Here is a 16,168-nt window from a genome sequence, read left to right as displayed (position 1 = left end):
GCCAAGCGACACTCCGCACTTCCTGGCCAAACATGCGCCAGGCCGATCGACTGCTGAAGGACAATTCCACCGAACATGAACGCATTCATGCGACACAAATGGGGCGATTGATGCAGGCGATGCTTCGCAAACTGGAGCAGCACTCGGCTGCCCTCTCTTCGCTCGCCATCCGTGGCGCCTCGGTCTTGGCTGGTTTTGCGGTAACCTTCATGATCGGCAGCTCAATGGGTGCCGCCGCAACCGGGCAGTTCGCTCTCACCGCCCAGACTGCAATCTTCCTCGCTGTGATCGGACTGTTTGGTCTCGACGTTGGCGTGGTGCGTCATTTCGCGAAAACGCTCGCGTCTGGCGCACCGCTGGCCCTCGCTACAGTTTTGAGAGTTTGTACGCTCGGGTTCACGTTCATGGCTGCGATTGGCCTTATGTTGTGGCTTGCGGGCGATCTTGTCTGGCTGCCTCTTTTCGGGGACGTCGTTCCGCGCGAATTCCTGCTCATCCTTTGCGTCCTGCTTGTCGCTCGAGGCGGCGTTCAGCTTCTAGGGGCCCTGCTGCGCTCACAACATCGCTTCACCAGTGGGCAAGTCGTCGCCGCCTTAGCAATCCCCGCGTCCACAGCGTTTGCGCTGGTCACTGGAATTGCAGATTCTGTCGAGGATGCTTTGTGGGCGGCGTCTGTAGGTGGGTTCGTCGCGATCCTGATTGGCGCATTCACCTTTCGTCGCCACGTCAGGCGCGCCGGTGAAGCGCTGGACATATCCCTCAAGACTGTTTTGACCTCGTCGATCCCGCTCTGGGGTGTCGCGATGGCGACGAATATTGGCGATTGGTATGGGCTGGCTGTGGCAGCAAGCATGCTGGGGGCAGCGGAGGCGGGCTATTATCGTGTCGCGGCTCAGATCGCAGCTGTGCTCCAGATTATCTCGGTCGCACTCTTTGCGGTCTATTCGGCCAAAATCAGCACCGCCTATCACGCAAAGGATACCGAGCTTGTTGCGCGGTTCGCGCGTTCTGCGGTTCGGCTTAGCACAGCCGCCGCTTTACCTGCCTCGATCATCTTGCTGATAGCCAGCGAACCCTTGCTACAACTGATTGGCGATGAGTTCATTGCAGCAAGGTCGCTCGTCTACATTCTGGTGGTAGGGCAACTTGCTTTCACCTTGACCGGTCCGTGCGGTCTCGTGCTCGCAATGTCCGGCCATGAGAAGATAAATCTCATCATCACGGTCGCCGGCACCTTGCTCCTGCTCGCCTGCGTTCCAGCCGCTGCAGCCTATGCCGGATTAGAAGGTATCGCGTGGTGTATTTCCGCGATCATGCTGTTACGCAACATCCTGGCTTACATGATCGTGCGCTACAAACTCGGTATCGGCATCTGGACAGGCACCGTGCGCGCTATCTCAATGGACTGAATTCGATGACGCTACTGCTCCACCCAGGGTTTCACAAAACCGCGACGAGTTGGGTCCAGAGTACTGTCTTCGCCGAGAAGCGGCTGTTCCGCTCACTGATGACGCATGAGGAAATTGATGATCTCCTCGTGCGACCGCACGATTTCTGGTTCGACGCCGAGCAAGCAAGCGCCAAGATCTCAGCATTGAGAACCGATCCAAAGCCTGGCGTCGTGGACGTGATCTCGTCTGAGATCCTTTCGGGAAACATCCTCCTAGGCTCCAGAGATAGCGCGCAATTGGCCCAAAGGCTCGCAGCGACATGCGAGGACGCAAAGGTTCTTTTGACCGTGCGCGCTCAGAAGCCGATGGCCCGTTCGATTTACCAGCAATACGTCAAACGGGGCGGACGCTTGGGGATTGAAGAATTCCTGAGGTTTGCGCCGGAGCCAGGCTATTTCTGGTTCGACCCGCTTACGCTCGAATTTCACAAGGTCGCGGAGGCGTATGCGGCGTATTTTGGGCGAGAGAACGTGATGGTCCTCCCGCAGGAATTGTTGGTCAGTAATCGTCCTAAATATCTCAGACTGATGTTTGATTTTGTCGGACTTGAAGAATCAGTGGCTGAGCATGAGCTGGCGAAAGCTCCGGCAAGCAGCATCAGTCCTCCGCTCAGCGGCGCCCCTCTGCTGCGCATAGCCAATTCGATCGGTCAAAGCCCTTTCAACCCGCGATCGCGAAGCCGCATAGCACCTCTCGGAAAGTTGATCGAAAGGGTGGGCTATCGCTGGACCTTGGGCGAAGCCAAAGCAAAGCAAAGAGCCGACGCCGCATTGGATGCGGAACTCTCTAACCGGTTCGGAAAATCAAATGCGATCCTCCAGCGATTTTGCCCTGTCGATCTGAAAAAATTGCGGTACGAAATGGACGACTGACCCCCGGGTCAGCACTGCATCTGCAGCGCCAAATAGAGGTTGATGTTGCACCGCAGAAATGCAAGACGATCCGCAGCCATTCAGGGGCTGGCTAGGGATTTGGGATGACCTTTTTGACTGCAATGGACCCGCAGACGGGCTTCGTCGATCGGTCAGCAGCGCACAAGTTCGGTCTCGAGCATCAAGAGGCCTATAATGCCGGTGAGCCCTTCCCGCACATCATGATCGATGATTTTCTCCCGCCGGAGATCATCGCGAAATGTCTCGAGCACTTTCATCACGGCGGCGGCGAAGCCGCGAGCTACAGTCGCCCGCAGGAAAAACAGAAGCACGAGTATCGCCCGGACGAAATGCATCCGGAGCTTCGTCAGCTATTCTATTCATTCAATTCTCTGCCCTTCATCAAGGTGCTTGAGAACATCACCGGTATCGAAGGTCTGATCCCCGATCCCTATTTCAGGGGTGCCGGTTTTCATGAGATCCGCAATGGCGGGCATTTATCGGTTCATGCCGACTTCAACCACCATGTAAGCATGAATTTGGAGCGGCGGATAAATCTCTTGATTTACCTTAACGACGACTGGAAGCCGGAATATGGCGGCCAGCTGGAGTTGTGGGCAAACGACATGTCCAGGTGCCACCATTCGATCGTCCCGATGATCAATCGCGCGGTCATTTTCAACACGACCTCGTTCAGCAATCACGGCAATCCGAACCCGGTCAATCACCCGGACGGCATCTCGCGCAAATCGATAGCGCTCTATTACTATACGTCCACTTGGGACGAGAATAAGCGCTCCCACACAACTCAGTTTCGCGCGCGCCCCAAAACTGAAGACAAGATCGACTGGGCGGTCAAAGCCCGCGAGCTTGCCGCCGACCTAATACCGCCCATCATTCAGCGTGGACTGCGCTCGCTAAAGGCGAAAAAATCAAACTGATCGGGCTCGCACCCTCAACGAAAACGGAAACTAGACATCATGTTGGGAAGAATCGGCACCTCGCGCGATATCCAGGCCTCTGTGCTTGGCCCGATCGTACGCAAGGCGATCAAGATCACGGACAAATTCTCGAAGCATTCGGCCGATTACCTCGTTCGCAGCGAGGCGACCGAGCGACCGAACTACGCCTACTGCATGCTGGTCGCCGCGCGGCTTGCCAAGAGCCTCGGTATGGACCGGATCTCGGCGATCGAGATTGGCGTTGCAGGCGGGAATGGCCTTGCTTTCATGGTCGAGTTTGCCGAGCGAATTAAGGCTGACACCGGCGTTACGATCGAATGTATCGGCTTCGACACCGGTGAGGGCATGCCGCCTCCGGAATCCGAAAAGGACCTTCCTTACTGGTTTCAAGCAAGCCAATATCGGATGGATGTGGACGCCCTGAAAAAGCGCTTGCCCGAAGCGCGACTGGTGCTGGGTAATGTAAAAGAGACGATCCCGGCCTTCTTCGAAGATTTCGACGCCGCTCCGATAGGTGCAATCTTCAATGACACCGACTATTTCTCATCGACCCGCGATTCACTCTCGATGTTCGATCACGCTGTCTCGCACCCGGAACGTTTCCTCCCGCGCATTCCGATGTACTTTGACGACATCCTTGGTTCGACCATCGAAATGTACGGCCCGTTCAACGGACAGCTAGCTGCCATCACCGAGTACAATGAGCGCTCAGAGAATGTGAAGGTTCACCTCAACCAGAACCTCCTCTCGCTCAATCACGTCAAGTATCGCTACCAGATCTATTACGCTCACCTGTTCGCTCACCCGCGCTACAACGAGTATATCGGGAATGACGAGCAGCTTGTCCTCGAGGACAAGCTAAAGCTGCGCTAATTCAGTTGACCGCCACGAGCGAGGCGGACAACCATCCCGGCCATGCTTTTGAAGCCGCGCGCCAGACCGAAACGGCGTGAATTGCGGGCGAGTTTGAGATTGCGAAAACGCGGCGTTCGCTTGCCCAACGCCATCATCGCGAAGAGCCGGGACCAGACGAAACCTTTGCGCTGCGCCTGATAGGGCTGCATCACTTTCATCGCTTCGGTAGTGGTGGGCTCGGTTTCGATGGCTCCGGCATCGATCAGCGTATTGATCAGCCTTTCGCCTTTTGCCGTTCGAGTAAGGATAAGGCTGCGTCCTGGGCGCTCCTCGAAATGCGCCTTTCCGCTTTCGTCTGAGTGCCAACCGTCGGCGCACACTATGTCTGCAAACTCGCCGATCCCGTCAGGACAGATCTTGCAGCGGAACTGCAGATGCTTGTTCAGGATCCCGCCCCAGCTGCTGTCATAGTCCATCTTCAGCTTGCGCCCATCGGAGAGCTCGGCGGTCGCATAGCCGGGCCAGCCGTCACCGCGGTATCGGAAGGCGACCACATCCGTCTCATCTTCAACACCCAGCGCACCCAACAGCGCCGAAGTTCCGCGATAGCTCGGCACGCCGGCGCACATGAAGGCGATCATGTAAGGCACCCTCTCATTTACGCGAGGATCGTGCCGCGCGAGCTGGCGAAGCCCTGCGACATCGCATGGCTTGCCAACGAAGGCGAAACGCTCACTGCCGTCCAGTCGCTTGCCAATATCCTCAAGTGGAGAAGAGGGCGCGTAGCGTGAACCGGCCGACTGGAACACGTCTTCTCGCCCCGTACTGATTTTCAGGGCGTTGCGAATTGGCGAGCTTTCCGAAACCGAGGTTTGCACCACGTAGTCGATCTGCCGGGTTTCCAGCAGGTACTTCAGAACTGCCGAAAGTCCGCCCCCTGAAGAAGCGTTTTGTCGAAGCGCAACATCAGTGCTCCAACCGAGGCGCACCTTGATAAGCGGCCCCCAAATCTCGTGATACTCTGCCTCATGCGCGGTCTTATCGTGCCTGATGTTGGCACCAGGACAAGCCTGATCGATCCGGCGTTTCTGGTCTTCGCTCGGTTCATGTTGAAGAACGGGGCGTCGAAAGCCCTCCAGCGAGTTTTCCATCACAATTGCGGGATCGTTAGGATCACTGATGCCAGCGCAAAGGCCGCAACCCGCGCAAAGCCCGTTCGCCTTAATCGTATCGATATCAAACACGGTTCGCGACCAGCTCCGAAATGCGAGTGTCGAGATAGTCACGATACACGCCAAGCCGCTTCTGCGCCTCTGCATTGGCTGCAACGGCCTCTGCACGGACGCGCGGTAGATCTGCTAATGCGGCCTCGAGCTTGCCGAGCACTTCTTCGTTGCTCTGCTTGGTAAGGTCGGCATTCCACCTGTAATTCAATGATCCATAGAGCCCATTGAACTTACGGCTAAAAGCGAGCGGAATGACGGCGGTATTCGAAGAGATCGCTGCAATCGTCGCATGCATTCGGCTGCCCAACAGCAGGTCCAGCGCAGCAATGTACGACTTCGCATCCGAAGGCCCGTTGAAACGGGGTGGGACGATCGCTTGTGGGAAACGACGCTGAAGTTCCAGCGCCATATCGTAGTCGTCGTCATATGCCCGCGATTGGATCAAAACGTGCGGGACGAGATGGACCTCGTAGCGCTCGTCGCTCGAGAGTCTTTGCAGGATACTATCGACCAAATCCTTGTAGTTTGCGGCCAGCCTGATGTTGTCGGTCGGCACATCGCCATGACGGTAAAGATAGGCCGAGACATTGAGGCCAACCTTGATGTTGCCGCCGGATAGGTCGCGGGATTCCTTGTCAGCTGGCGTTTCGAACGGAAGCGCGAACGCGACATCGGTTGTGAGCGAAGATTTGCCAGCGACGCCCATCTCCTCAAGCAACGCATAAGACATCTCGTCACGCGCCCAAACATGGTTGGACATTCGCATGACCGCTTTCGCCCCCGCGCGAGCGCGTTTGGAAAAAAAGGGTCCGATGGTTTGGGGGCTAAGAACAAGTGGAACGCCCGCCATCTTGGTAGCAACCTTGACCCCAAGGATCAGGTTGTAGCGAGCCCACGGATAGATATCCGAAAAGCTGTCGCCCGCACCAATATCGAATGTAATATCACAGCTTCGGATGGCGCGGTGCAGATTAGAAAATGGATTAGCGAGGGCTTTATAGCCGATATTGGTGAAGTCGTGCTCATGCGCGCACTCAGAGCCGTAATCGAGTTCTCCGCGTGGACCAATGACACGGAAGACAGGGCGATAGCCCGCCTTCTCCACGGCCTGAGCAATCAAACTTGAATTGGCAATCGTGAGCGCACCGACCCCGAGATTTTCGGAGAAGAAGGTGTGCCACAGCAGACCGATAGTCAGGGTAGGCCTGTCATCTGAATCCTCAGCCGGATCGCCGCCCGTTAGTGTCTGTCGGTTGTTCACTATGCAGATTGGCCTTTGAAAAATTAGGCTGATGCTATCCGATGCTCAGCGCGCCAAGCGGCTTGGCAAATCGGCAGCGGAAGGGTCGGTATCGCGGATCTGGCGCTCGGTTTCGTCAGCGTCGAGAAAGCGGCCATAGGGGCCAACTTCGATACCTTCGCGGATAATCTGTGCCGGATTTCCAGCCACGATTGAACGTGCGGGCACATTCCTTGTCACCACGCTGCCTGCACCGATCACGCAATTGTCGCCGATGGTCACGCCCGGCATGATCAAGCTCTCGCCACCAAGAAAACAATTCTTGCCGACGTGAGTATGCACGTAGAGCCCTCGAGTTCTGTCGTGCGTCAGAATTCGCGCATTGAAGGCGACGTATGTGCACTCACCGATATGCACGCCCTTGGGGAAGGTCATGTCCATTTTCGCGCTAAGAGACATCTCCACCGTGGGGTGGATGTCCATCTTCATCACGCCGCGGAAGAAACGAAGCCGGGCCTTGGTGAGGACGTTTCTTAGCGCTGAAAGCCTGAGAATGCTCACCCAGGGTCTCCGTTCTGCTTGCTGATGCCTTCAAGTTGCGGCTTGTCCCATATCTCTCTTAGGTGCAATCCCGCGTCTAGCAATTTTCGGGCGATTTCCTTGAAGATCACACGGACAATAGCGCTGATATGTGCATTTGTGGCCTTGGGTGCTTTGGCACTCCTGTGGGTAGAGATACCCTCCTGGCGGATTGGTGGGGCCAGAAGCCTGCCTGCGAGTTCAGTCGCCCATCTCCAAGAGTCATTCACATGTCCTAGTGAAGGAGAGCAGATCGCGATCTACGGTGACAGTCATGTCACGGGTGGGCGCATGACGCAGTTTGGCGGCGAAAGTGGTCCTGCATTTGGGCGCGTGCTTGAGGCTGAACTGGGAACTGACATTTCGGTCTCGCTTCGCGGTGTTGGTGGGCACACGGCACGATTGGGCGAAGCGCGGTGGGATGTTCGAGACAGCGCCGAAGAGACGGTCGTTATCGCTTACGGAACCAACGACGCGGCCCCGCGCGGATGGCTGCGATCGAAAGAACCCGTGCCCCTTGCCGACTACAAGTCGGCCTTAGCACGGCTTGCCTCCGCTGGAGCAGACGCAGGGCGCCAAGTCGTGTTTCTCGCCCCTCCGCCAGCGGGCAGCTCGGCAATCATGCAACGGCTGAGGCCCTATCGCTCGGCGCTGCGCGATCTTGGCAGAGAATTGAAGGTTCCTGTCCTAGACCCAGCCGATGCTTTTGCGGCCTGCGAGGGATCGCAGCCGCTTCTGACCTACGACGCACTTCACATGAACGCGGCTGGGCACCGGTGTCTGGGTGAATGGCTGGCAGCCCGCTTTTGCCAAGTCCCTGATTGAAGAACACAGGTGGGCAGAGAGTGTGAGCGACACTGGTCAAAGCGGCGGATTTCCCGCATGAACGCGCTGGAAAGCACCAGGCCAACTCATCCCTGCGGGACTAGCAAGAGAGACGCACGGCAATCGCGAAGCCCATGACCGATACCGCATCAGTCGACCTTTTCTTGGCTCAGTGCTTGCGCTCTTTGCGAGCGTCCGGTCCAGCAGGTTGGGACATCGCTGACAGTGCAGAATGGCACGATGTCTGGCTGAGGATCGAGTATCATGGCATAGCACTCTTGCTGCACAACAACTCGGCCCACCTCACAGACTGGCCGAGCGCGCTTATCGACAGAATTGCCGAAGAAGCGCGATTGATCGCTCTTTGGGAAGCGACCCATCACAAACTCGTTTCGGCAGCGGTTCGCAAGCTGGCTGAGGAGAGGGTGACTTCCGTTATCCTGAAAGGCACGGCCCTCGCTTATTCCCTGCATGCAGAGCCGGCCACCCGAAGGCGCGGTGACACCGACCTGCTGGTATGCCCCGGAACTCTGGAGCACACACGCGAGGTACTCACCGAACTTGGCTGGGAGCGCAGGGTCGAACCGCATGGTCTTTATTTTCAGGAAGGTTGGACACACGAAGCTGCTGGTTTTTTTGTGCACTCGATCGATCTGCACTGGAAGCCGGTCGACCGACCTATTCTTCATGAGGTGCTGCCGCTCGAATTGGTTTTCGAGGGCAAGCTTCCACTACCGAAGTTCGATGACGCAGCCTTCAGGCCAAACACCGCGACCATGATCCTGCACGCGGTGATCAATCAGAAGTGGCATTCCGAACACGGCTATTTTGCCGAAGACGGAAAAGTCACGAGCCAGAGACGCCTGATCTGGTCTATCGATTTCGACCTCATGGTACGAGCCATGAGCGAAGATGAATGGGCGGCTCTCGCAGACCATTGCATCGCGGAGGGAATTGCTCCGCTCGTGGCAGAGGCCCTTGTCGGAATGAGTAGCGATCTGGGCACGCCCCTGCCGCCAATTGTCGATTCTCGTCTGAAGAAGGCAAAGCTTGCGCCTGATCTCAAGGCGTATTTCAGCGAGCACGACACCTTGGCGCAGTTCAAACTCGACCTCAGCCACACGAAGGGCGCAGGGTCGAAAGCCAAACTCCTGCTGTCCCGTGCTTTTCCGCCGCGTCGCCACCTCGTGGAGAGATATCCGGAGGCGCAAGGGTGGCCGACCTTGGCCTTGCAGGGGCGAATGCTGCTGGAGACGGCAGCACGTTTTGTACGCCAGGGACACTCGCGATGAGTTTCGGCTTCTGGCTTCAATGGGCGCGCAGATTTCGCGGGCAACTGACGCTGATAAGCGTGCTTACCTTGCTAAGTTCCGGCGCGGCTTTGTCCGTGCCATGGCTGGCAGCTCAGGTCCTGGGTGAAGTGGTTTCAGGCTCGGCAGTGTCCGACATCGATGTCGGGCAAATCCTCATCCTGCTGATTATAGCATTAGTCGCCCTCACGGTTTTGAACATTGCGGCAGCCATTCTTTCAGAACGCGCATCGACGCGGATCCTGACCGAGCTTCGCATCAAGATCTACAACCATGTCCAGATGCTGCGTATTGGGTTTCATGACGATGCGCGCAGGGGCGACGTGCTCGCGCTCACGTCTTACGAAGTAGGCAATCTCAGCGATTTTCTGGCCGGCACTATCGCCAATGCGCCCGCCATGCTGCTCACGGCAGCAGGGGCCATCGTGATTTTGTTCACGATTGACCCGGTCATGGCCGCGATTGTCCCACTTCTGATACCCGCCTTTTATAGTCTTATCAGGTTGTCAGGCAGGCGACTGCGCAAGCTTTCAAGCGAGGTGCGTGCAGCCGAGGTCGAACTGATCGCAATTGCGGAGCGCGATCTTGAAATGCTTCCTGCAATCAAGGCGTTTGGGACAGAGGAAAAACACCAGTCAGAATTTGCGACAGCGGCTGACAATTCTCGGCGCTTGGCAGTCCGGCAAGCGCAATGGAGCGTCACAATTGGCCCGGTCATGGCATTGATCGCGGCGCTTGCAGCGATTTCCGTGCTCGTGGTTGGTAGCGAGCAGTTGCTCGGCGCGGATCGCTCACCCAGCGACCTGTTCGCGTTTCTTCTCTATGCGGCGCTCCTGACGCAGCCTGCCGGTGCTCTCGCCAAGATGTATGGTGCCTACCAAATGGCGCGTGGGACTCTTGCTAGATTGCAGTCCGTGCTTGAGCAGGAGGCCGAGCCAGGACACCAAGTTGGACAGCAGCTTGAGCGAGCTTCAGGCGCTATCGCATTCCGCAAAGTAAGCTTTGGCTATCCGGGCCGTCCGACTCTGTTTGATGCCTTGGATTTCGATGTGAAGCCGGGAGAGATCGTGGCACTCACAGGCGAGAACGGTGTCGGAAAGTCGACGCTCGTTCGCCTGCTCTTGCGCTTTTACGAACCCTTGTTGGGGACGATCACGCTCGATGGGACCTGCATCAGCGAATATCAGGTTCAGGACTTGCGGCGACAGTTTGGCTACGTGCCCCAACGTGCCCTTCTTTTTAACGGCACGATTGCCGACAATATCGTGTTCGGCCAATCCGCGCCTCACCCGCAAGAGGCCGTCAGTCGCGCGGTTAAGCTCGCACAGGCGGATGAATTCATCGCCTCGCTTCCAGATGGCCTGGAGACCGTGATTGGCGATCACGGGGTACGCCTGTCAGGTGGCCAACGGCAACGGATTGCACTCGCTCGTGCGCTCTACAGCGAGCCGCCGATCTACATTCTTGATGAAGCGACGAGCATGTACGACCTAGAAGGCGAAGCTGCCTTTGTCGAAGAATGCATCGGTTCGCTGAAAGGGCGCACCGTCATCATCATCACTCATCGTCCGGCGAGCCTCGCGCTTGCCGACAGAGTGCTGAAACTGGGACCAGACGGCTTTGTCAGAGTAGGCCGGTAAGCCGTCTTGGGGATCTGGGTCTAGGCAGCGACAATCAGGTCCTGGTCCTTCAACTGCTTGGCGAGAGCCAGCAGGTCGGCTTCAATACGATCGCGGGGCGCTTCGAATTCGGCTTCTACGCTGTCGCATAACTCAGCAAGCTCGCGCGGACCTTCAGCTAGCAATTTCCAGATTCGTCCGCCAACTGGATCAAGCCCGAAATATTGTCCGCTCGATAAATCGAGAAGGACCATTTCCCCGCCGACTTCACGAGCGACGACATCGGCCGAGACTGCAAAGCGGTCGCTGAGCTGCATAAGCAATTCCGTATCCCCCAAATACAGGAGCGACGATGCACCAGCTACCCGTTTGCGAGGTTTTCGAGCACCGCTTTCCTGACACGCGGCAATTCCGAGTAGTCGCGCGTAAAGTCAAGCGCGTAGCACGGGATGTCCTGAGACAGGTCAGCGAGCCTGCCGAAATGCCCGCGCAAGCTTGCTTTGTCTTCCACGTCGAGAATGAACGCGTTGGGAAGCAGCACACTCAGCGCTTCCTGCAAACTGAATTGGCGAATGGAAAGGTCTGCGCGCAAGTCGGTGCCAAGAACATATATTTGCCGCAGCGGTTTCGCTTTATCTGCAAACGGCAAGCCTGCTCCGGCATCGACATCCTGCTTGATATCGTCATTTTCGAACTCGGTATCAATCCCGAGCAAGTGCCTCGCGCTGTCAGCGAACAAGCGCAGCTTTGACCGCTTGGGCTGTAGCCAATATCGACCGCCGCTGTGCGCCAGATCAATCACGTCTTCGGTCAAAAAGGGATGTCCTGCTTGAGCGAACGATCCTGCCAAGGTCGTCTTCCCACTGCGAGACAGCCCTAGGAATGCAACAGCACCTTCCTCTCCATTTGAATGATCCTCCACGCGTGCACAAACCGCGCTTCCGTGCAGGAACAGCCCGCCAGCATGGTTGCCAAGTATCGGTTGGATTGCGTTGTGATAAAGGTTGATTGTGGTCTTCGCATCGCATTGCGGTGTCGGCCAACCGGTGATGCGGAATTCACCACTATCGCCTGAGGGCACTTCGATCAGGAAATCGGCCTGCGAAGGAAAGCGGATCAAGTATCCGAGCTCATCGCGATAAAACTCAGCCTGACAAAATCCGTTGGGAGCAACCCAACGATCATAGGGCTCTCGTGGCAGTTCAACCTGCGGACGCGGACTATCGGGCTCCCATTCCATCGAGACTAGCCTTTAGACAGAAGTTTGAACTGCCGCCAACCTCTCGAAAAATGCGCTGGTTTAACCAAGCAGAGAACATTCACGCATCAATCGTGTCCGAAAGGCAGCCGTTTGTGCAACGATTCAATTCGCAACGCGCTTGCCATTCACAACCGGCGGAGCTCATGTCCACGAACGTCTCGGCATTTGCAGACCCGGATTAGGGGAAACGCTTCAAGAAACAGCGGCCTCAGGCGAATTGCTCTACACGTCGCCGCCTCTGACCTGTCGAACGGGCCGAACAAAATGCTCCATCGAAGACCTTTTGCGAATCAGCGAATCTGAGAAGAAGCCGTTCGTGAGGAGCCAGCCAGAAAGCACTCGATGCACCTGAAAATCAGCGATTTTCCGGAGCTTCACGCAAAACAAAAGGCACCCCCGATCGGGGCGCCTGATGTAAAGCGTTGAGCGCTCCGCCGTACGGCGGAACGGCTGGGTCGCTTAGAAGCGGGTGTTGGTTACCGCACCGTCACGGAAGCTCGTACCGCTGCCGCCGGTGAGGTTACGTACCGAGCCGAAAACGGTCAGCTTCGGAGCCTCATACTTCACTTTTTCAGTCGCTTTGGTCATTGCATAATCCTGTCCTGTTGCACCGCAGAGGCAGGGTTAATCCCCCTTACGTAAATTTACTGATACAAAAATGCTGCGGATGCGTAAAGGCCCCAAATTTCCCACGCCCAATAATCTCCTTCTGGAGCGCTAAAATCGACGTCCAGAATGGCCTTAAGCCCGTTGAGGTCACATATTTCAGCAAGTTGCGTGGAGGCGTTCGCACGGACGTAGTCAGCGAATTGCTGATCAATCCCCGTGTTAGTGAAGTTAGCCTTATTTGTCCGCCAGACGACCTCGTCAGGCAGGATTCCGGCCATCGCCTTGCGGTGAATAACCTTGGTCATTGCGCCCCTCATCTTGATGTCAATCGGTGTGCGCAGCGAAAACTCCATGAATGCGCGAGAGAGCATCGGGTGCCGCGATTCGACCCCGATCAGTGACCGCTGTCGCCGCATAAGCTGGTGCGACAGGTCACTAAACGGCGACGTAGCCGTGTTTCGCTTGGTCCAATCGACAGCATTGTCGGGCAATTCGGCTTCATAGCGCTCTTCCGCTTCGGACAGCACCTTGCGCAGTTCTGGCGACAGCCAATTCATGGCCGCGTCGCTTTTTCTGCGCGCGGCGCGTAGGCGCGTTCTGATCCGCTCGCGCAACCACCGAGGCGCGAGTTCCGCACTGGTGAAACGCATCGAGCGCTTGAATGCGCGCTGCCAACCGAAAGCATCGGCATCGCGGCGTAGAGCCTGCCAGTATTTCCCCCACTCCCCTCTTGCGGCATATTCAGAGTAGTAGAGCTCGTTGCCCTGCAACCACTCGTCCCCGCCGCCGCCATTGATGAGCACTCGGGCGCCCTCGGCGACCACACGCTCTTCAAGCCCCCACATCATCGCACCATTGGAAGGAGTGGGCAGGTCCATGTGGCGAGCACCGTCTGCGCTGTACCAATCGATGTCGGGATCGAATAAAGGAACCTCTGCAAGGTCGCGGCCAACATGAGCGGCCACGGCCCTCGCATAGGGCAATTCAAATGCATTCCCCCCCTCTTCCGCTGCAAGCGAATACGCCGCGATGCTGGGCGCAAGGGATTGGCCCGAGCCTTCAAGCCGATGAGCGATCGCAAAAATTGCGGATAAGTCGAGCCCGCCACTCACAGCAACGCCTACCTTGCGGTGGGAGCGCAAGGAGCGGCGAACACAATCGAACAACATCTCGCGATAATGCTCGGCGTAATCTTCGTCGCGCTTGTATCGGATTGTGACCTCGGTCGGAGGGGTCCAGTACTTCTGCGCGATCACTCGCGTCCCATCGAAGCGCAATGTATGCGCCCTCACGATCCGCTTGATTTCCTTCCAAGGGGTCGCCTCACGAAGGTACCAACGATTGGCCATTATCTGGGCGAGATAAAGGCGATCTGGCGTCATGGCTCCCAGGCCCAGTGTTTCGCCAAGCGCGGCAAGCGTGGGGAAATCGGATGCGACGATCAGGCGCCCGCCCTCGCGCCGATAATACAGGGGAACCGTCCCCATGTGGTCGCGAGCTGCGAAGAGCTGACCTGTAGCAAGGTCTGCCACGATCATCGCGAACTCGCCTTGCATCCTGTTCGCGCATTCATTGCCCCACGCTTCATAGGCGCGAAGGGCAAGCTCCACTTCCGAACACCTGACTAATTTTACCCCGCCCGCCTCCAGGTCGGCTGCCAATTCGTCCGGGTTGAGCAGGTACCCATCAAACACGGCAGCCAACTTTCCGCTGTCGCAAACAAATGGCTGCACCTGAATAGTTGATTCGTCTGTGGTGTGCCGGCTTGCAGCAGCGAGTGCGATCCGCCCTGAGCGCCATGCCCCGCTTGCATCATGCGGAATGCGCGACAAGGAGCGTTTCAGCACGGCGAGCTGATCGTCCTGCACGTCCTCGTCTGAAAAGATCCCACCGATCGCCGACACAGCTTCGCGCTCTCACCCCTTACCGCTTCGATCCCATGGCCTTGCCGCTGTAACGCTTGGCAGCGCCAGCAACCCTGTGCCAAGAGGAGCGCGGACATAGGCACATCATGGAAACCGCGCAATCATCACCGGTCCCGGCGAAAGGGCAAAAGCCTACCCTGGCCGACATCGGCTGGCTTGCGAGCTACTCGGCACGCGGCCTCGGCGAGCTCTTTCGTGCCAGACTGATCTTTCGAAATTTCAAGGCAAGTGACATCCCGCTTCGCAACCTTGCGGCGGGCAATGCTGGACGGCCAATGTCAGCGTCCGGGCAGCCCGTCGATGCCGCAACGCTCGCCCGGATCAGATATGTGATCCCGCGGCTTTCGGATCGCCTTCCATGGCGCAGCGACTGTCTGATTCAGGCGATTGCCGCCCAAAATTGGCTGTGCTCGCTAGGCGTGCAAAGCGAAATCCAGATTGGCGTTGAAAAGCCCGAGGATGGTGAGTTCGGCGCACATGCATGGCTCATGTCTGGAGGTGAAATCATCACCGGCGGAGATATAGCGCAATATGACGTAATTTTGTCCGAATCGCGCCTCAAGGGTGTTTCGGGAACCAAAGACTAAATTCGGCTGTTTATCGATTAACCACGCCAAACCGCTGACAGAGCGTGATTGCACCTTCGACAAGGGCCCGTTTACCCTTTTTTCCTAGAAGGTGTTGTCAATCTTGCTGCACTGCACTAATGGTAAATGCGTAATGGATTCCCAAGGGGGGTTAACTTTGATGAAAAAGACGATTTCTCGCGTGATGGTTTCGGCTGCTGCTGCTGGTATGGTGTTCTCACCGATTGCGGCTCAGGCTAACACCCGCGCTGCAGACAATGCTCCGGTTTACACGGCAGAGCCTGCTTCTCAGCCGGGCCTAGCCCGCGAAGCCGAAGGTGAAAATGCCCGTGGCGGAACGAGTGTTGTTCTCCTGCTCCTCGCTGCTGCTGCTGCGGTCGCAGGCGTTGTCGCAGTTGTCGACAATGACGACGACGGTCAGTCGCCCGGCACCTGAGCTCTCACGAGCCTGACCAACTTTTGTTGGTTTTGACCAAGAATGAGCGCGCGGATTTTTTCCGGGCGCTTTTTCTTTGCCTGAATTCCGTGCAAGCATAAGCGCGGAATTTCCCAGGGATCAGGCGGGACTCTCTAACGATGACCAATGAGAATATTGCCGAGCGCAAGCTCCTCTGGGCAGGGCTTGCGATCCTCGTAGCGGCATTTGCCTTTGGCGGGGGTGGATCGAAATACGGATCAGCCAATCTGATCGTCCAGTTGGTTGCGCTCGTAGCGCTGTCATTCCATCGAGCCGCTTTCTTCGATTTCTGGAGAACGGCTCCGCTTTCGCTGAAAGCCTTGGTCGGCCTGACAATTCTCCTGCCCGTCCTCCAGATCGTGCCGCTGCCTGCCTCGGTATGGAATTCAC

At 57.1% G+C, this 16,168-nt stretch carries 17 protein-coding genes; 10 read left to right on the top strand and 7 right to left on the bottom strand.

What is annotated here, in order from left to right:
* Positions 1-32 precede the first annotated feature (32 nt).
* From AC0V6T_RS00085 to AC0V6T_RS00070, 4 genes are all read left to right on the top strand, one after another.
* On the top strand, positions 33-1,409 hold the full coding sequence (locus AC0V6T_RS00085; protein WP_486123216.1) for an MATE family efflux transporter: 1,377 nt from the start codon (positions 33-35) through the stop codon (positions 1,407-1,409).
* A 5-nt stretch (positions 1,410-1,414) separates the two neighbouring features.
* Entirely contained in the window at positions 1,415-2,323 is a 909-nt protein-coding gene (locus tag AC0V6T_RS00080) for a hypothetical protein (RefSeq protein ID WP_486123214.1), read from the top strand.
* A gap of 104 nt (positions 2,324-2,427) precedes the next feature.
* On the top strand, positions 2,428-3,264 hold the full coding sequence (locus AC0V6T_RS00075) for a 2OG-Fe(II) oxygenase (RefSeq protein WP_486123212.1): 837 nt from the start codon (positions 2,428-2,430) through the stop codon (positions 3,262-3,264).
* A 39-nt stretch (positions 3,265-3,303) separates the two neighbouring features.
* The gene (locus tag AC0V6T_RS00070) at positions 3,304-4,158 is read left to right on the top strand and encodes a hypothetical protein (protein WP_486123210.1); all 855 of its coding nucleotides are present in this window, start codon (positions 3,304-3,306) and stop codon (positions 4,156-4,158) included.
* On the opposite strand, the gene AC0V6T_RS00065 is transcribed toward AC0V6T_RS00070, so the two are convergent.
* The 3 genes from AC0V6T_RS00065 to AC0V6T_RS00055 form a co-directional block, all read right to left on the bottom strand.
* The gene (locus tag AC0V6T_RS00065; RefSeq protein WP_486123208.1) at positions 4,155-5,291 is read right to left on the bottom strand and encodes a Coenzyme F420 hydrogenase/dehydrogenase, beta subunit C-terminal domain; all 1,137 of its coding nucleotides are present in this window, start codon (positions 5,289-5,291) and stop codon (positions 4,155-4,157) included. The two genes, AC0V6T_RS00070 and AC0V6T_RS00065, sit on opposite strands and share 4 nt — an antisense overlap.
* Before the next feature lie 85 nt (positions 5,292-5,376).
* Entirely contained in the window at positions 5,377-6,627 is a 1,251-nt protein-coding gene (locus AC0V6T_RS00060; protein WP_486123205.1) for a polysaccharide pyruvyl transferase family protein, read from the bottom strand.
* 45 nt (positions 6,628-6,672) lie between these two features.
* Positions 6,673-7,167 carry an acyltransferase gene (locus AC0V6T_RS00055; RefSeq protein ID WP_486123203.1) on the bottom strand — a complete coding sequence of 165 codons (495 nt, stop codon included), beginning with the start codon at positions 7,165-7,167 and terminating at the stop codon, positions 6,673-6,675.
* Positions 7,168-7,191: 24 nt separating this feature from the next.
* On the opposite strand from AC0V6T_RS00055, the gene AC0V6T_RS00050 reads away from it, so the two are divergent.
* The 3 genes from AC0V6T_RS00050 (at position 7,192) to AC0V6T_RS00040 (ending at position 10,960) form a co-directional block, all read left to right on the top strand.
* Complete coding sequence (locus AC0V6T_RS00050; RefSeq protein WP_486123201.1) at positions 7,192-8,010, top strand: SGNH/GDSL hydrolase family protein; 819 nt, start codon at positions 7,192-7,194, stop codon at positions 8,008-8,010.
* A gap of 134 nt (positions 8,011-8,144) precedes the next feature.
* Entirely contained in the window at positions 8,145-9,302 is a 1,158-nt protein-coding gene (locus AC0V6T_RS00045) for a nucleotidyltransferase family protein (RefSeq protein WP_486123199.1), read from the top strand.
* Positions 9,299-10,960, top strand: a complete 1,662-nt coding sequence (locus AC0V6T_RS00040; RefSeq protein ID WP_486123197.1) for an ABC transporter ATP-binding protein — start codon at positions 9,299-9,301, stop codon at positions 10,958-10,960. The genes AC0V6T_RS00045 and AC0V6T_RS00040 overlap by 4 nt, the downstream gene beginning before the upstream one ends.
* A 20-nt stretch (positions 10,961-10,980) precedes the next feature.
* Here AC0V6T_RS00040 and AC0V6T_RS00035 read toward each other — a convergent pair whose 3' ends face one another.
* The 4 genes from AC0V6T_RS00035 to AC0V6T_RS00020 all read right to left on the bottom strand — a co-directional run bounded on the left by AC0V6T_RS00035 (position 10,981) and on the right by AC0V6T_RS00020 (position 14,713).
* Entirely contained in the window at positions 10,981-11,256 is a 276-nt protein-coding gene (locus tag AC0V6T_RS00035) for a PqqD family protein (RefSeq protein WP_486123195.1), read from the bottom strand.
* Between the two features lie 44 nt (positions 11,257-11,300).
* The gene (locus AC0V6T_RS00030) at positions 11,301-12,179 is read right to left on the bottom strand and encodes a hypothetical protein (protein WP_486123193.1); all 879 of its coding nucleotides are present in this window, start codon (positions 12,177-12,179) and stop codon (positions 11,301-11,303) included.
* A 480-nt stretch (positions 12,180-12,659) separates the two neighbouring features.
* A complete protein-coding gene (locus tag AC0V6T_RS00025; RefSeq protein WP_486123191.1) occupies positions 12,660-12,788 on the bottom strand; it encodes a lasso RiPP family leader peptide-containing protein in 129 nt (42 codons plus the stop codon).
* 56 nt (positions 12,789-12,844) lie between these two features.
* Positions 12,845-14,713 (bottom strand): asparagine synthetase B family protein, encoded by a 1,869-nt coding sequence (locus AC0V6T_RS00020; RefSeq protein WP_486123189.1) that lies wholly within the window; start codon positions 14,711-14,713, stop codon positions 12,845-12,847.
* 107 nt (positions 14,714-14,820) lie between these two features.
* On the opposite strand from AC0V6T_RS00020, the gene AC0V6T_RS00015 reads away from it, so the two are divergent.
* The 3 genes from AC0V6T_RS00015 to AC0V6T_RS00005 form a co-directional block, all read left to right on the top strand.
* Entirely contained in the window at positions 14,821-15,321 is a 501-nt protein-coding gene (locus tag AC0V6T_RS00015; RefSeq protein WP_486123187.1) for a lasso peptide biosynthesis B2 protein, read from the top strand.
* A gap of 160 nt (positions 15,322-15,481) precedes the next feature.
* Positions 15,482-15,757, top strand: coding sequence for a hypothetical protein (locus AC0V6T_RS00010; protein ID WP_486123185.1), 276 nt, complete (start codon positions 15,482-15,484; stop codon positions 15,755-15,757).
* A gap of 140 nt (positions 15,758-15,897) precedes the next feature.
* Positions 15,898-16,168 (top strand): hypothetical protein (locus AC0V6T_RS00005; protein ID WP_486123183.1); only part of this gene is annotated, 271 nt, incomplete at its 3' end.

The organism is Erythrobacter sp. S158, assembly GCF_057364915.1.
This window is presented reverse-complemented; position numbering and strand designations above follow the sequence as displayed.

What these genes read in the sequence shown, in the direction of transcription:
- AC0V6T_RS00075 (WP_486123212.1), top strand. Translation starts at nt 2,428, where the DNA reads ATGACCTTTTTGACTGCAATGGACCCGCAGACGGGCTTCGTCGATCGG.
- AC0V6T_RS00045 (WP_486123199.1), top strand. Translation starts at nt 8,145, where the DNA reads ATGACCGATACCGCATCAGTCGACCTTTTCTTGGCTCAGTGCTTGCGC.
- AC0V6T_RS00025 (WP_486123191.1), bottom strand. Translation starts at nt 12,788, where the DNA reads ATGACCAAAGCGACTGAAAAAGTGAAGTATGAGGCTCCGAAGCTGACC.
- AC0V6T_RS00015 (WP_486123187.1), top strand. Translation starts at nt 14,821, where the DNA reads ATGGAAACCGCGCAATCATCACCGGTCCCGGCGAAAGGGCAAAAGCCT.
- AC0V6T_RS00035 (WP_486123195.1), bottom strand. Translation starts at nt 11,256, where the DNA reads ATGCAGCTCAGCGACCGCTTTGCAGTCTCGGCCGATGTCGTCGCTCGT.
- AC0V6T_RS00080 (WP_486123214.1), top strand. Translation starts at nt 1,415, where the DNA reads ATGACGCTACTGCTCCACCCAGGGTTTCACAAAACCGCGACGAGTTGG.
- AC0V6T_RS00065 (WP_486123208.1), bottom strand. Translation starts at nt 5,291, where the DNA reads ATGGAAAACTCGCTGGAGGGCTTTCGACGCCCCGTTCTTCAACATGAA.
- AC0V6T_RS00010 (WP_486123185.1), top strand. Translation starts at nt 15,482, where the DNA reads ATGAAAAAGACGATTTCTCGCGTGATGGTTTCGGCTGCTGCTGCTGGT.
- AC0V6T_RS00040 (WP_486123197.1), top strand. Translation starts at nt 9,299, where the DNA reads ATGAGTTTCGGCTTCTGGCTTCAATGGGCGCGCAGATTTCGCGGGCAA.
- AC0V6T_RS00050 (WP_486123201.1), top strand. Translation starts at nt 7,192, where the DNA reads ATGCCTTCAAGTTGCGGCTTGTCCCATATCTCTCTTAGGTGCAATCCC.
- AC0V6T_RS00070 (WP_486123210.1), top strand. Translation starts at nt 3,304, where the DNA reads ATGTTGGGAAGAATCGGCACCTCGCGCGATATCCAGGCCTCTGTGCTT.
- AC0V6T_RS00085 (WP_486123216.1), top strand. Translation starts at nt 33, where the DNA reads ATGCGCCAGGCCGATCGACTGCTGAAGGACAATTCCACCGAACATGAA.
- AC0V6T_RS00030 (WP_486123193.1), bottom strand. Translation starts at nt 12,179, where the DNA reads ATGGAATGGGAGCCCGATAGTCCGCGTCCGCAGGTTGAACTGCCACGA.